The 14,748-nt window shown below is 63.1% G+C and carries 13 protein-coding genes; 4 read left to right on the top strand and 9 right to left on the bottom strand.

Translation table 11 applies throughout. The annotated features are described in order from the left end of the window. Positions 1–37: 37 nt before the first annotated feature. The 3 genes from ACTHNR_RS25800 to ACTHNR_RS25790 form a co-directional block, all read right to left on the bottom strand. Positions 38–871: a branched-chain amino acid ABC transporter permease gene (locus ACTHNR_RS25800; protein WP_440551505.1), complete on the bottom strand. Its 834-nt coding sequence runs from the start codon at positions 869–871 to the stop codon at positions 38–40. A 66-nt stretch (positions 872–937) separates the two neighbouring features. Continuing rightward, on the bottom strand, positions 938–2,101 hold the full coding sequence (locus ACTHNR_RS25795) for a substrate-binding protein (RefSeq protein WP_440551504.1): 1,164 nt from the start codon (positions 2,099–2,101) through the stop codon (positions 938–940). A gap of 66 nt (positions 2,102–2,167) precedes the next feature. Beyond that, positions 2,168–3,127, bottom strand: coding sequence for a nitrilase family protein (locus ACTHNR_RS25790; RefSeq protein WP_440551502.1), 960 nt, complete (start codon positions 3,125–3,127; stop codon positions 2,168–2,170). Positions 3,128–3,399: 272 nt separating this feature from the next. Here ACTHNR_RS25790 and ACTHNR_RS25785 point away from each other — a divergent pair, with 272 nt between their 5' ends. Further along, a complete protein-coding gene (locus ACTHNR_RS25785) occupies positions 3,400–4,527 on the top strand; it encodes an aminotransferase class V-fold PLP-dependent enzyme (RefSeq protein WP_440551501.1) in 1,128 nt (375 codons plus the stop codon). A gap of 11 nt (positions 4,528–4,538) precedes the next feature. Here ACTHNR_RS25785 and ACTHNR_RS25780 read toward each other — a convergent pair whose 3' ends face one another. Together ACTHNR_RS25780 and ACTHNR_RS25775 are read right to left on the bottom strand one after the other, a co-directional pair. Further along, complete coding sequence (locus ACTHNR_RS25780; RefSeq protein ID WP_440551499.1) at positions 4,539–7,811, bottom strand: hypothetical protein; 3,273 nt, start codon at positions 7,809–7,811, stop codon at positions 4,539–4,541. Positions 7,812–8,002: 191 nt separating this feature from the next. Continuing rightward, a complete protein-coding gene (locus tag ACTHNR_RS25775) occupies positions 8,003–8,929 on the bottom strand; it encodes a LysR substrate-binding domain-containing protein (RefSeq protein WP_440551497.1) in 927 nt (308 codons plus the stop codon). 131 nt (positions 8,930–9,060) lie between these two features. On the opposite strand from ACTHNR_RS25775, the gene ACTHNR_RS25770 reads away from it, so the two are divergent. Next, complete coding sequence (locus ACTHNR_RS25770) at positions 9,061–9,774, top strand: SDR family NAD(P)-dependent oxidoreductase (RefSeq protein ID WP_440551495.1); 714 nt, start codon at positions 9,061–9,063, stop codon at positions 9,772–9,774. 39 nt (positions 9,775–9,813) lie between these two features. Here the strand turns inward: ACTHNR_RS25770 and ACTHNR_RS25765 are convergent, their stop codons facing one another. Further along, positions 9,814–10,689 carry a LysR family transcriptional regulator gene (locus tag ACTHNR_RS25765; protein WP_440551558.1) on the bottom strand — a complete coding sequence of 292 codons (876 nt, stop codon included), beginning with the start codon at positions 10,687–10,689 and terminating at the stop codon, positions 9,814–9,816. A 103-nt stretch (positions 10,690–10,792) separates the two neighbouring features. Between ACTHNR_RS25765 and ACTHNR_RS25760 the strand changes: the two genes are divergently transcribed. Continuing rightward, positions 10,793–11,728, top strand: coding sequence for an NADP-dependent oxidoreductase (locus ACTHNR_RS25760; RefSeq protein WP_440551494.1), 936 nt, complete (start codon positions 10,793–10,795; stop codon positions 11,726–11,728). A 100-nt stretch (positions 11,729–11,828) separates the two neighbouring features. On the opposite strand, the gene ACTHNR_RS25755 is transcribed toward ACTHNR_RS25760, so the two are convergent. After that, complete coding sequence (locus tag ACTHNR_RS25755) at positions 11,829–12,806, bottom strand: GlxA family transcriptional regulator (protein WP_440551492.1); 978 nt, start codon at positions 12,804–12,806, stop codon at positions 11,829–11,831. A gap of 137 nt (positions 12,807–12,943) precedes the next feature. Between ACTHNR_RS25755 and ACTHNR_RS25750 the strand changes: the two genes are divergently transcribed. Continuing rightward, positions 12,944–13,234 carry a hypothetical protein gene (locus ACTHNR_RS25750; RefSeq protein ID WP_440551490.1) on the top strand — a complete coding sequence of 97 codons (291 nt, stop codon included), beginning with the start codon at positions 12,944–12,946 and terminating at the stop codon, positions 13,232–13,234. Between the two features lie 47 nt (positions 13,235–13,281). Here ACTHNR_RS25750 and ACTHNR_RS25745 read toward each other — a convergent pair whose 3' ends face one another. Next, entirely contained in the window at positions 13,282–13,800 is a 519-nt protein-coding gene (locus ACTHNR_RS25745; RefSeq protein WP_440551488.1) for a CinA family protein, read from the bottom strand. Positions 13,801–13,968: 168 nt separating this feature from the next. Further along, a complete protein-coding gene (locus ACTHNR_RS25740) occupies positions 13,969–14,700 on the bottom strand; it encodes an enoyl-CoA hydratase-related protein (RefSeq protein ID WP_440551486.1) in 732 nt (243 codons plus the stop codon). Positions 14,701–14,748 lie beyond the last annotated feature (48 nt).

Raw genomic sequence — 14,748 nt, 5'->3', positions numbered from 1 at the left:
GGACTGCACGCCCACCTGGGCCGGCGACATGTTTCCCTTAACCATGAGAGAACCCCTGCGGACGAACGCGCAACGTGAGCGCGGCGAGCACGGCGATGGTCAGACCGCCCAGTACCGGGCTCACGAACGTACTGACGAGAACCTGGCACGCACCGAAGACAAGACACGTCGCCAAGAGGCTCACCATCGAGTAGCCGGACACCATGACCAACATGAAGGCGCTGATGAGCCAAGTCAGCCCCATATTCGGATCGACGCTGGACAAAGGCGTAATGAGCATGCCTGCCAGGGATCCGAGCGCCGCGCCGAGGCTGAACGTGATGAAGCGAATCCGGCCGGAATGGATGCCGAGCCCGCGCGCGAGGTCTTCGTTCATGATCACCGCGCGCGTCTTGACACCGAAGCGCGTGCCGGACAGCAGCGCCGTGAGAAGCGCACAAATGCCGAGCGCAACGGGAATCAGCAACAAGCGATACGCGGAATAGTCGGTGCCCGCGACCGAAAGCGCCCCTTTGAGCGGTGTTTCGACGAACTGCACTTCCCGTCCGAACACCATCACGATGACCTGCCCGATGACGATTCCCAATCCCCAGGTGGCGAGGATGGCATCGAGCGGGCGCTTGTATAGGGGGCGCACGATGACACGTTCGACGAGCATGCCCACGCCGACGCCCACCACTAAGGCGAGCGGCGCGCCGACCCACGGGTTCAGCTTCAATTGCGTGACCACGAAGCTAGCGTATGCCCCCATCGTCAATAAGGCGCCGTGAGCGAAGTTGACGATCTTCATCACGCCGAAGATCACCATCAACCCAGCGGTGACGATGAACAGCATCGCCGCCGTGGTTAAAACGTCCAGTGCTAAAACCATTGTCCTCTCCGGTCGCCTCCGCCCGCGGGCCATCCTCGCCGACAAGCGTAGGCGCGATTCAAACCTTTACTTGATGTTCGGGCACTGCACACCCGGGTCGACGTTGGGGAAGGTCTGGAGGATCTTCACCGCGCCGTCCGCCTGGATCTGGCCAAGACGCATGGCAAGAGGCGTGTGGCGGCTCTTGTCCATCGTTACGAGGCCGCGCGGTCCGTCGAACGAGACTTCTCCGAGCGCCTTGACGACCTTCGCGGGATCGGTGGAGCCCGCTTTTTCGACTGCTGCCTTGTAGAGGAAAATCCCTTCATATTGCGGTTCGGATAATTCATTCGGCGTCTTCATGTGCCCCCCGAACCGTTTGTCCATGGCCGAGAGAAATCGCTTGTTCGCCGGCGTGTCGATGCTCGTCAAATACGACCCGGACATGTAAATGCCCGTGGCGACGTCGCCCATGCTTTTCGCCGTGCCTTCGTCGATGGCCAGATTGCCGTAAGGAAGCGTCATCCCCGCGCCCTTCAGCTGCTTGGCGAGCGCAACGTTGGGCGCGCCGCCGGCTGTCGCGCTGATCAGCGCGTCGGGATGCGCCGCGCGGATCTTCGAGAGAATGGGCGTCCAATCCGTCCCATCGATCGGCAAGTACTCCTCCCCGACGACCGTTCCGCCATGCAGCGTGATGTATTTCGCGGTGAAGTCGAGCATGCCGCGCCCAAAGGCATAATCGTTGCCGACCAGGTAGAAGGTTTTTGCTCCCTTGGCTTTCTCGAAGTAGTCGACGACGGGGGCGACCTGTTGGTCGGGCACCCATCCGTTGACATACATCCAAGGGCTGCATGACTTTCCTTCGTAGAACGACGTGTAAATAAAAGGCTTCTTGCCGCGCGCCACGATCGGGAGCGCCGCATTGCGGGCGGCGCTAGTCTCCATCGAAACGATCGCGTCGACGTTTTTCTGGAACACGAGCGTGTCGTACGCTTTCTGTGCGCCGACCGCGCCGGACGCGTCGTCCGCGATCTCGAGTTGGACCTTGCGGCCCAGTATGCCGCCGGCGGCGTTGATCTCGTCGACCGCCAGTTGCGAAGATTGCACGACGGCCGGCGCGACGACGCTATTGGCGCCGGACAAGCCCACCGCAACCCCGATCTTGATGGGTTCGGCGGCATAGGTGTTCGCTGCGAGAGCGGCCGCCGCCGCGACGGCGCCTACGAGCATGCGTTGTTTGCACGGATTCATGAGGTTGATCTCCTTCACGGAAAAGTCGGTTTGATTTTCAGGTCATGCGGGACGTTGCGGGACCGTTCAAGGACGTGAACGAGGCCAGCCGGTGCCCAACATCGGGTCGTACACGTCGATACGCCGGTCGCGCAGCACGTGATTGAAAGCGTTGAGCGTGCGCGCAGCCCGCGTGCGCCGCAGATCGATTTCCGCGTACAGCAGTGCTTCGCCATCCGCGCTCGCGGGGCCCGCGAGGGACCAGCCGTCACTGCCTACAATGAGGCTTTGCCCAATGAACGATTGCCCTCGCTCCGTGCCGATCCGGTTTGCGCACGCGATCATCAGGCCATTGCTATGGGCAGCCGCCATGGTGAGCGTGGTGGCCATCGCCTCGCGCTCCGCCGACTGCCCGGGCATCGGAACCCAGTTCGTCGGGACGCACACGATGTCCGCGCCCTGCGCGGCAGCGAGCCGGAATACCTCGGGAAACCATCCGTCGTAGCAGATCGCAATCGCAACCCGCCCGAATGACGTGTCGAACACCGGCACGCCGTAATTGCCCGGCTCGAAGAAGACGTTCTCGTTGTTCCACAGATGGAGCTTGCGGTATGTGCCGAGGTAGCCCGACGGCCCGATGAAGACCGCCGAGTTGTAGAGCCGCGCACCCTCGCGCTCCGCCAGGCCCGCGACGATATGCACGCCAAGCCGTTGTGCCGCTTCAGCCCACGCGCGTACTGTCTCGCCGCTCGGGGTTTCTTCGGCTAGGGCGAACGCCTCCTCGCGGTCGGTAAAGGCATAGCCCGAGTTGGTCAACTCGGGCAGCACGACGAGGGACGCGCCGTTCTTCGCGGCTTGCTCGATGTAGTGAAGCGACTTCGCGATGTTTTCGCGCTTCTCGCCGACACGGGGCTCCATCTGTACGCAAGCCACCACAGGACCATTCAGGCTCCGGGGGGCGGAGCCGCACTGCACGTTTTCCAATTTCGTTCTCCAAAAGCAAAAAGCCCCCGAACCGGCGTTGGTACGCAAGTTCGGGGGCTGCATAGCCTTTCATGTAGCGCGGCATCGTTGCCGCGGATTGCCGGCGAAACGCCGACAATCGATGGCACAAATCTACGAGGCTTAAATTACGGCGTCAAGAAGATTTGATCCGCGTTCAGGGAAAGTCCTTAGCCGATGTGATTTGGCGCATGGCAACGAAACATCCGACGTCCGCGCGTGGATACCAACCCCGGCAACCCTCTGCAACCGCAACCTCAGCCGCCGAAGTAAGCGATACTGTCCGCCTTGTTCACCCATTTTTTTTGGAGGCGAGCGTGCCAGGGCTACTTCCCGATGTCGACCGCGAGGGACTCCTCGAATACTCAGTGGTTTACACCGACCGCTCGATTAACCACATGTCGCAGCGTTTTCAGGGCGTCATGCGCGACATTTCCGGTGCACTTAAGCGCGTCTACAACGCGCAGTCGGTCGTCGTCGTCCCCGGCAGCGGAACGTTCGGCATGGAAGCCGTGGCCAGACAATTCGCGACGAACAAGAAGTGTCTGGTCATTCGCAACGGCTGGTTCAGTTTTCGCTGGTCGCAGATCTTCGAGATGGGAAGCATCCCTTCCGAATCGGTCGTATTGAAGGCGCGCCCGATCGAACCAGGCAGCCAAGCCGCCTATGCGCCGGCGCCGATCGAGGAAGTCGTCGCGGCGATCCAGCAACATAAGCCGGACTTGGTGTTTGCGCCGCATGTCGAAACTGCATCGGGAATGATGCTGCCCGATGCGTATTTGGGCGCGGTGGCCGACGCCGTGCATGCCGTCGGCGGCATGTTCGTGTTGGACTGCATCGCCTCCGGAACGGTCTGGGTCGACATGCAAGCCACCGGCGTCGACGTTCTGATCAGCGCGCCGCAAAAGGGGTGGAGTGCATCGCCCTGCTGCGCGCTGGTCATGCTCGGCCCGCTCGCTCGCGAGCGAATCGACGCCACGACCAGTACCAGCTTCGCCTGCGATCTGCGCAAATGGCTGCAGATCATGGAAGCCTATGAAAACGGCGGGCACGCCTATCACGCCACGATGCCGACGGACAGCCTCACGACACTGCGCGACGTGATCAAGGAAACCGAGGCATACGGGTTCGAGAAAGTGCGAGCCGAGCAGTTGGAACTCGGCCGGCGCATTCGTTCGCTCTTGGTCGAAAAAGGATTCAAGAGCGTGGCGGCGGAAGGTTTCCAAGCACCGGGCGTCGTGGTCAGCTACACCACGGACGACGGCATCCGTTCCGGCAAGAAATTCGCCGATGTCGGCTTGCAGGTCGCGGCCGGCGTTCCCTTGCAATGCGACGAGCCGGCGGATTTCAAGACCTTTCGCATCGGCTTGTTCGGCCTCGATAAGCTGCATGACGTCGAAGGCGCTGTGGCTCGGTTTGCCGATGCGTTGGGGCGAGTGCTTTAATACCGCGGCGCTCACCAGCTAACGGGCGGCATGACGCCATACTGAAGCAACGCATTGTCGAATTGCTTGGCGGCCGTCGACATCGGTTCCTTCTGCCAAAGGCCGTCGCCCGCCTTTAGCGCGGAGGCGATGGCGTCCGCGTCGTGCGGCGTCAGAGAGTTGAGCCAATCGACCATCTGCTTTTGCGTCGCGTGCGCGTATTTGAAGTATTGCGTGAGGAACGGGCCGGCGCTCGGCGGCGCGCCGTCGAACGACGTGGCGTGCTTGGCTAATTGTTCCGCCACGTCGGGACGCACGCCGATGGAAATCAGCGCCACTTTGTCGTCGCCGTCGTGCGTATGCGAATTCTCGTATGCGTCGGCGGTGGTGACGAGCAGCGCGGCCACGGCCACCGTCGGGCCGCCGATGAGGTCCCAGGCGTCCCCGGTCAGGCCAAGAACGGTCGCACCTTCAGGCAGTTCCGCTGCATCGATGCCCGAGCCCGTCAGCAACGTGGCGTAGCCGGCGGAATTGAGCAACTCGCCCACGCCCTGGAGGGTCTTGCCGTGGCTGAAATCGTCGACGGCTTCCGTGATGCCGAGAATGGCCGAAGCGAGATCCGACGTGTCTTGCATCACGAACTTCATCGACATCTTCAACGTCGAGCGCGCACTGGCCGGGATGTTCAAACTGTCGACGCTTTCTGCAAGACTCGCGTAGCTTTTGGCGAGCGGCGTCTCGCCAGAGTCGGGGCGCAGCGACGGCAGCTTGCCTGCCGGAATGCCGGCCGACAGCGCGTAGGACACGCCGCCAAGTTCTTGCCGAATGCCGGACGCGCCGTTTTGGAACGCGGAGAATAGCCCGCCCTCCGACGCTTTGCCAAGCGAATAGGCCGCGTTCTGGAAATACAGCTCGGCGCCGAGCGTTTTGTTCGCGCGCTTCCAAACCGACTGAGCCATCTTCGCTCCCTTCGGCGTGAGCACGCTGTCCGGCCCATCGGCGGCAAGCGAGCCGATGAGATGCTTGCCGATTTGTTCGTAGACCTTGCGCATCGAACGCTGCAGCCACAGGGTATTGGTCGGCTCTTGCTTCGCGTCGGCATTGACGATGCCGAATCCGTTGGCCTTATGCAGCGCCGCAACGACGCTCGATGAATCCGATACCGACCACATGTATTGGTTGCTCTGCAAGGACTTCGGCACATCCGTATCGAATCCTTGCATGCCTTTGAGCTCACCGCCGTAGGCTGTGACAGCAGCTTGAACGCCGTCGGCCGCCTCCTGCAGGTCCGGGATGCCCGCCGAATCGTCTTCGAACTTCTTGGCCGCTTTCGGGTTGGCCGCGAAAAGCTTGTCGATGAGCGCCGCTTGCTCAGCGGGCGTACCCGCGCCGCCCCAGTTAGCGAGCGGTTCGCTCGCGAAAGCGCCATCGCTCGAAAGCTTGTCTTTCAGCGACTTGATCGTCGATGCGAAGCCATCGAGCCCCTGCCGCGCACCGTCGAGCGCGGCGCTCGCATAGCTGTCGTTGCGATAGAGGCGCGCCTTGGCGCCGACAGCGAGCGCAAGCGCGACATTGCCTTGACGCCCCGCATCGGCGAATATCTGCTGCGTGAGCCGCACGTTCTGAAACACGTCATTGCCGCTGGGCGGCGGCACACCGTCCACTTGCTGCACGATCAGCGTCGCGATGCGATCGACCGCCGCCTTGCCTGTTCCGTTGGTTCCTTGATCGCTTTCGATGGCGTGTTGGCAGGCGGCGGACAGCGCCATCAGCACCGACGTAGGATGATTCTTATCGTCGCCCTGCCATGACGCCGTATCGCGCAGCGCTTGCTGCACGACGTTTTGCACGCGCGAATCGGACATGATCGAACCGACCTGCCCGATCGTCGCCGTCTTCGGATCGGTCACACTGGCGAGCGCTTGCATCGCGGCGGTTGCGCCGTGCTGCTGATAAGCGGCGACCACCGCTTGCGCGGGACGATCGACGAGCAGCGTGCGTTGAGCATCCTGTATGCCGTTTTTCACCGCTTCGGCGAAACGCGGATCGCCACCCGCATAGGTCAAATACACACTGCCGCGCGCGGTAATGTCGCCGAGCGCTTGCGAGCCTTGATCGTTGCCGGCCAACGCGACGATCTGATCGTGCACGAGCTGACGCACGCCGTTCATGTCGCCGGCCGCCGCAGCCGCATCGACCTTGCCGAGCTGGTCGGCAGTGCGGCCTTGGGAGGCCAGCGTTTTTTGCAGCATGGCCGAGGCGTCGTCGATCGCGCCTTTGTAGGTGGCGTCGTTCGGTGCACGGGCCTGCAAGGTCGACGCCAGTTGCCCGACGTTCGGCACCGACTGCTGCGTCGATGCATAGAGCAGTTCTTGATAGACGCTCGCGGTGAGTTGGCTCGACGCGTCGGCTCGGTCCTTCGCAGGGCCCTGTTCGACCGCTTTCAACTGGGTGCGTTGCTGCTCGAGGTAGCCAAGGCGGGTCGAGTCGAGCACCTCGACGCTCTGACCGATCGGCAAGTGGTATACGTTGTTCGCTGGATTGGCCGGTCGTTGACCGAACGGCTGCCGATCGAGCGACGGCGTCGCCGCGAGGTTGGCGTTCAGCAGTTGCGTATCGTCGCTCAGGTTGGGTTGATCGAAGATGTGTTGACCGCGCAGGACATCGTAGGCGTTCGAGCCTGGGCTCAGGTTGAAACGGCTGATGCCGAGCTCTCCGGCGTTCGGTGCGAAGAGGCCAACGGCGGCATGCGAGAGCGGATCGTCCGTCGTCGGGTTGGCGGGCGTCGCCAGCGGCGGCGGAGCGCCCGGAATTTCATAGAGCGCTTCGCCCGACTGCCAGAACGCGCCTTTTGTCGATCCGGAGGCATTGCCTACCGAGAGATCGCCGTTCGTCTGCAGCGTCAAAACCGCGCCGTCGTGCCCATTCGTCTTCGTGCTCCAGACGTCGTTCTTGCCTGCCACGCATAGCGTGTCCGGGTCGATTTTGTAGAGCACGAGATTGCCGTCGTGCTGCATGTAGGCGACCGTGGCGCCCGAGCCCGCCGTCTTGCTCGACCACACGGCGACCTTCGTCGTCAAATCGGTTTCGACGAGATTGCCGTCCTTGCCCATCGTCAGTTCGAAACGCCCATCGGTCGATCGAATCGATTGGCCAGGCTTGAGCTTGTCGCCGGCCTTCAGTTGGAAGCCCGGCAGTTGCGCGGGCGGCGGCGCGGAAGGTCGAGCCGGCGGCTGCGCATCGTTCGATTGCGTAGCCGGATTTGTCGTTGTGGCGGCGCTTGCACCATCGAGTCTGAATCCCATCGCACCCTGCGTCGGAAGTCCGTGAGCGATCAGCGTTCCATTCCGACATGACACGGACGTGTCAGGGCGAAAATCGATTAGGAGAGCTTACGAATCGACGTAGGGTTTCGTAAAGCAAGCGCACGCAAAGCTACAAAGGGTCGTAGGGCGTAGCAACAGCGCACGCCGCGTCGCATCGAATCGGGCAACGGTTATCGAGGGTACCCGGCCATGCACAGCGCCAGCACCTCGCCACGAAACCACCGATGCGCCGGATCGTGATCGAGACGCGGATGCCAAATCGCGGAAATATTGAAGGCGGGTATGGGTACGGGCAGTTCGAACGCTTGCAAGCCGTTGGTCGTCGCGAAGGCCGGCAAAAAGGTGTTGCCCAAACACGAATGGGGGACGACGGCAAGCATGTCCGAATGACGCGCCAACTGCATCGCACTCGTGTATGACGGCACCACCATCAACACTTTCCGCTTCGCGTCCGGCGTGTCCAATGCTGCATCGATCGGATTCTCGGCTTCACCGGTGCGCGAGGTCATGACATGGCCGCACGCGGCCCATCGCGCCACGCTGATGTCGCCCTCCTCCAAGAGCGGGTGACCGCTGCGGCACACGCCGACATAGCGATCGCGAAAGAGCAAACGCGTCCGTACCTCCGGGGCCGACGTTCTGACGATACCGATCTCCAGATCGATCGCACCTTCCCTGAGCGGTTGGGCGTCCCAATCGGGCTTCGGCGCGAAGCGAAGCTGCACGCCGGGCGCCGCATGGTGGATTCGCTCCACCAACGCCGCGCCAAGCAGTTCGATGAAGCCCTCGCCCGCTCGCAACGTGAAGCGCTGCGTCAGAGTGGCGACATCGAACCGATGTTCGGCGCGGCCCAGCACCGCCTGCGCTTCCCGCGCCAAAGCGGGAATACGCTGGCTCAATTGCTCGGCATGAGGCGTAAGCACCAGCGTGCGGCCCGCTTGCAGCAGCAAACGATCACCCGTGACGGCGCGCAAGCGCGTCAGCGTCCGGCTCATCGCGGATACGCTGAGACCGAGGCGGCGGGCCGCCCCCGTCACGCTGCGCTCGCTGAGCAAAGCATCCAGGGCGGTCAAGAGATTCAGATCGACGTTTGGCATCCGCCCAGAATAAACGAATACCGTCCATCTATGGCGTTCAGCGCAATCGAATGTTGCGGACGAGGCGCCTGGTGCAAACCGGCGACGTCCTAGACAATGGATGAAATCGATCATGCAAAACGGAACTCGCCATGCCCCATGCCCCGAATCAAACGCCCTCGATCCTGCTTATCGGCGCTTCGCGCGGTCTCGGTCACGCCATGGCCGCCGAATTCGTGAAAAAAGGATGGCACGTCGTGGGCACCGTTCGCGCCGGCGCGGGTCGCACGCTGCTGCACGACCTGGCCGATGCGCACCCCAGCCACGTCGAGATCGAGACATTGGACATTACCCGGCCCGAGCAACTGCGCGCCTTGCACGGGCGACTGTCCGGCCGGATCTTCGATGTTTTGTTCGTCAATGCCGGGACGACCAATCCCGACCCCACGCAAACCATCGGCGAAGTGTCGACCGAGGATTTCGTGAATCTCATGATCACGAATGCGCTCAGTCCGATGCGGGTGGTCGAAAGCCTGTCGGACCTCGTTGCGCCAGCCGGCCTCATCGGGATCATGTCATCGGGGCAAGGCAGCATCGCGGACAACGAATCCGGCCAGCGGGAGGTCTACCGCGGCAGCAAGGCCGCATTGAACCAGTTCATGCGCAGCTTTGCCGCGCGGCAAGCGCACACGCCTCGGGCCATGCTGTTGATCGCCCCCGGCTGGGTGCGCACCGAACTCGGCGGGCCGGAGGGGCGATTGTCGATCGACGAAAGCGTTCCGGGGGTCGTGGACGTGATCTTGACGAAGATGGGCCGCCCGGGCCTCGAGTATCTCGACTACCGCGGCCGCACCGTCCGGTGGTGAGGCCGCGCAACGGATCGGCCTCCGATCCGTTATCGCTTTCTACCCTTTCAATACGAGCGACCCGGCTGGATAGCGGTCGCACATGAACTCGACGAAGGCGCGCACCTTTGGAGAAGGAAGCCGTCGCGACGTATGCAAGACCCACAATGCGACCTCCACGTCCGAGACCGTGCCCCACTGGACCAGCTCCCCTCTCGTCAGTTGATCCCACGCGATGGATTGGGGGATGAGCGCCGCGCCCCCACCGGCCACGGCCGCGTCGCGGATCATCAAAAACGAGGAAAGCTTCAACCTCGGGACCGGTTGCAGAATCAAGCGCCCGCCGTCGAGGCTCCAAGTGGTGGGTTCGAAGTTCGAAAAGACGATGCCCGGCACCGATCTGACCGCGCCGGAACGCGGCACGGGTATCGACGGGGCAGCCACGACAACGAGCCTGTCCTTCGCGAAGCATCGCCCCACCAAGTTGCTGTCCGGGCTCGGGTTGATGCGAATGGCCACGTCGAATTGCTCTTCGATGAGATCGACCATGCGATCTTCCGCCACTAGCTCGACCGAGACTTCGGGATAGGCCGCGCAAAACTCGGCGCAAATGCGCCCCATGGCGAGCTGCGAGAACAACACGGGCGAAGCAATGCGCAGGCGCCCGCGCGGCGACGACAGCCCCTCGCGCGCGGCGGTCATGGCCTCGGCCACCTCGTGCATGGGCCCCTCGGTTCGCGCCATCAGCATCTCGCCCGCTTCCGTGAGCTTGAGCCCGCGGGCGCCGCGTTCGATCAATCGCACACCCAGCTGCTCTTCCAAGTCGGCAATGCGTCGCGACAGCGTGGCCTTCGACTTTCCGCTGGCCCGGCTTGCCTTCCCCAGCCCCCCATGCATGGCGACGAGCGCGAAATCGCCGAGCGCGTTCAAATCCATGGTGTTCCATTTTTGAAACGACATGTCTACATTTTCGCGTCTTCGTTTTGTCGATGCAACACATTAAATTGTCCTCACCGCAACCTGATATGAGGAGTTTCAAATGAACACGACACAACGCGCCGTCCTGATCCGCGCCTATGGAAACGCCGACGCAGTCGAAATCGTCGAGATCGAGAAGCCCGAACCGCAGCAGGGCGAAGTGCTCGTCCGCGTTCGCGCCGCCGGCGTGAACGGCATCGATTGGAAGATCCGCGAGGGCTATGTTCGCGACGCCTTCCCGCTGCCGCTGCCCGCCGTGCTGGGCGTCGAAATCGCCGGCATCGTCGAGGCCGTCGGCCCGGGCGTCTCTCGCTTCCGAGTGGGCGATCGCGTCATGGGGCCGCTCGGCCGGCCGGGCGCTTATGCCGAGTTCGTGGCGGTCGGCGAGGCGAATCTGTCGTTGACGCCGAAGGATCTCGACGACGTTCGCGCCGCCGCTCTTCCGATCGCGGCCGTTTCCGCCTGGCAAAGCCTGCATCACGCGGGTCCAATCCAGCCGGGTCAGCGTGTCCTCATTCACGGCGCGGCAGGCGGATTGGGGGGCTTTGCCGTGCAGTTCGCCAAGCAAGCGGGCGCCGAGGTGTTCGCGACGGCAGGCTCGGCCCGCATCGACTACGTGCGCCAACTGGGCGCGGACCACGTCATCGACTATCGGACCCAGCGGTTCGAAGACATCGCACGAGACATCGACCTGGTGCTCGACTATGTCGGCGGCGAAGTGCTCGATCGGTCATGGCAAGTGCTGAAGGAAAGCGGCGCGATCGTCGGTACGACCTCGCCCGACATCCTGGCGCGCACGCCGGCTGGACGCCGCGGCCTGTGGTTCATCAACAAGCCTGACCCAGCGCTTTTGGAAAAGGTGGCGTCGGACGTGGCCAGGGGCGCGCTTCAATCGAAGGTGAGCGAAGTGGTCGGCTTCGACGACATCCCCGCCGCCATCGAACGCAATCGCACCGAGTCGCACTTCGGCAAAGCCGTCGCCGATTTCTCGCTTTGATCGTTTTCCATGCGGACTTCGTGCGAGAGGCCGTGCATCGACGCTGAACCAGCGTGGGCGAACCTCCCTGTGCGCTCGTTAGGTGAACTGCCGGTAGCGCTCAGCCTTCGTTCGCCCTCACGCCGCGAAGCTCTCGCACGCCGCGCCCTAGGCGCCGGCGCAACAAGGTGCGCAACGTCGCGCCGTCGACATATCCCACTTCCGCGGCAATGGCCTCGATGTCCAGGCGGCTCGTGCGAAGAAGATGGACGGCGCGCTCGACGCGGAGGTCTTGGAAGTAGGACAGCGGAGATTTGCCGAGCACCGCCTCGATGCGGCGCTGTAGCGTTCGCGTACTCGTTGCAAGCGCCTGCGCCGCCGCATCGAGCGAGAATCCCTCCGACAGCCGGCTTCGAGCCCAACGCTCGAAGCGCTCGACCAGCGGGTCCGCACGCGCGAGGTGGGCGGGAATCACGTAAGGCGCCTGGGAAGGCCGCGCGTCCACGAGCAGATAGCGTGCGACGAGCGATGCAAGGTCGGGACTCGCCTGGGTGAGCAGCCAGAGCGCAAGATCGAGGTGTCCTATCGCCGCCCCGGCAGTGACGAAGTTTCCAGAAGGCACCAGCATCCGTTCACTGTCGAGACGTACCTCCGGATACCGCTGGCGAAACAGCGGCGCGAGCCACCACGTGGTCGTGGCGTCCTGCCCGTTGAGCAAACCCGATTCCGCAACAACGAAAGTGCCGATGCAGCCGGCCGCGATTTTCACGCCATCCCGGTGACTTTGACGAAGCAATGCCATGGCATCGCTCACGTCGCGTCTGGCGAGCGCGGGCAGCAGTTGTCGCGGCATCTTCGTCCCAAGCGCGGGGACGACCAGCCAATCGGGCCGGCCCATTGCGCTCGCCGCTTTGACCGGCACGCGCATGCCCAACGCCGTGCGCACTTCGCGCCGCACACCAATCACCTCGACTTCGAAATGCGGGCCGACGCCCGGTTGCTTGGCGGCGGCCAGCTCGTTCGCGGTGGTGAACGCGTCGAGCACCGCGGACAGGCCCGTATCGAATACTCCATCGAGCGCGAGAACAGTGAATTTCATGGCGGAAATGACGCTATAAATGTCATTTACGACAATAGTGCAGCGATCGGTTTCTGTCTACATTGGCATCGATCCGAACGCAATCTCGCCGGTTGCGCGGACGACATCCCGATCACGTTTGGAAACTGGAGCAGACTATGAAAGTGATGGCGATTGGCACGTTGAAGCCGCTTACTCCCGAGCAGCAAAAGACCTACATGTCGACGGAAGTCCGCGCAACGCTTCAGCTTTATCTCGAGGAGAAGCTTGAGCAGTTCTGGCTATGGGCGCCGACCAAGGGTGTGATTTTTCTGATGAACGTGACGTCGGTCGAAGAGGCCGATGCGCTGCTCAAGGCGTTGCCGCTTTGCCAAGATAACCTACTCGCGTTCGAACTGATGCCGGTTCGGCCGCTCATGCCGTTGGGTATTCTCTTGAACGCCGCCTAAAAAGCGGAACGAACGGGGCAGCCGCCGCCGCGGGCAGGCTTGCCCCGCTATTCGCATCCCGCGAGACGTGGGTGCGCCAGCGCGAAGTAATGCTCGATCCGAGACAGCGCATAGTGCGCGGCCGCCTCGCGTATCTCATTGCGAGTGCCCGAGAAACGCTTGGTTTCCGTGAAAGTCACGCAAGGTCGACCTTCGATCCGCCAGGACCAGGCGAAGCACTGCGTGCCCGCCGGCGGCGCTTCGCCGTCCCCCACAGGATCGGCGACGCCGGTATTGGCCACGGCCACGTCCGCACTGCATCCCTCGACCGCCAACGCGCCTTCCGCCATTTCGCGCGCGATCGGCTCGCTCGTGAGCCCATACCGGTCCATGGTCTCCCGCTTCACCCCGAGGAACCCCGACTTTCCGGTAGGCGAGTAAGCAACGAATCCAACGTCGAGACACCGACCGCTTCCGGGCACCCCGGCCAACGCAGCCGCAATCAATCCGCCTGTGCACGACTCGGCCGTTGCGAGCTTCAGGCCAGCCGACGTCAGCAACGAAACGACGTCCTGTTCGATCGTCATCGCTTATCTCCGCGCGTTTGCGCACATCGATCTATTTTCCATACCCGCGCGATGGGCCGCCGATCGCTCGATCGCGCGTGCGGTCGCGCCCTGACGCTTTCATTCTGCCCCGTCAAGGTGTCGCCGCTTACCAAGCAAACTGCATTCCTCGCGCGGCGCCGCTGGGCATCACCCTGTCGGCCCTTCGGTTGAATTTTCGGGAATAAGCACATTAAGATGGGCGAGTTCATCCTCGATCGCCTCTAGGGCTGATCGCGAACTCCCCGCCAACAACAGACGCCGGGTGGATTGCAATGCACCATGTGGCTTTCCCGCGAGTCGCGCGGCGTAATCGCGTGACGCGGCGAGCACGTCCGAATCCGGCATCACGCACGAGACGAATCCGTGCCGCAATGCTTCCGCCGCCGTGACCCGGCGTCCACTCAGCAGCCAGTCCCGAGCCGCCAGATCGCCTACCCTGCGTGCCAGCAATGCAGTCGCTCCGGCTTCGGGAACGATGCCCAGATCGGCGAATGGAAACCGGAACACCGTACTCTCGCCCGCGGCAACCCAATCGGCGTGCAACAGCAGCGTGGCGCCGAAGCCCACGGCCGCGCCGGTGACCGCGGCGACGAGCGGCTTTGGTTGTTCCGCGAACGCGGCAATGCAGCGCCTGATCGCGCCATCCGCCGGCTGGGGCCACAATGCGCCGAACGCAGCGGTATCGTGGCCCGCGCAAAAATGAGGCCCCGTGCCGTGAAGCAGCACGCAATGGACTTGCGGATCGTCTTGCGCGAGACGCAGTGCGTTCGCCAGCGCGCCGAACATCGCACCGTCCAGCGCGTTTCGCTTGTCGGGGCGGTTGATTCCGATCGTTAGGACCCCATCGTTTCGCACCAAAGTGATTCTGGATTCGATCATGCCTCGTACCCCGACGTTGTGCCCGAGGGTTCGATTCTAGGGGCGCGG

The sequence above is a fragment of the Trinickia sp. genome (genome assembly GCF_051954495.1).
GTDB lineage: Bacteria > Pseudomonadota > Gammaproteobacteria > Burkholderiales > Burkholderiaceae > Trinickia.
The sequence above is the reverse complement of the archived record's forward strand: the minus strand, read 5'-3'. Positions and strand labels throughout refer to the sequence as shown.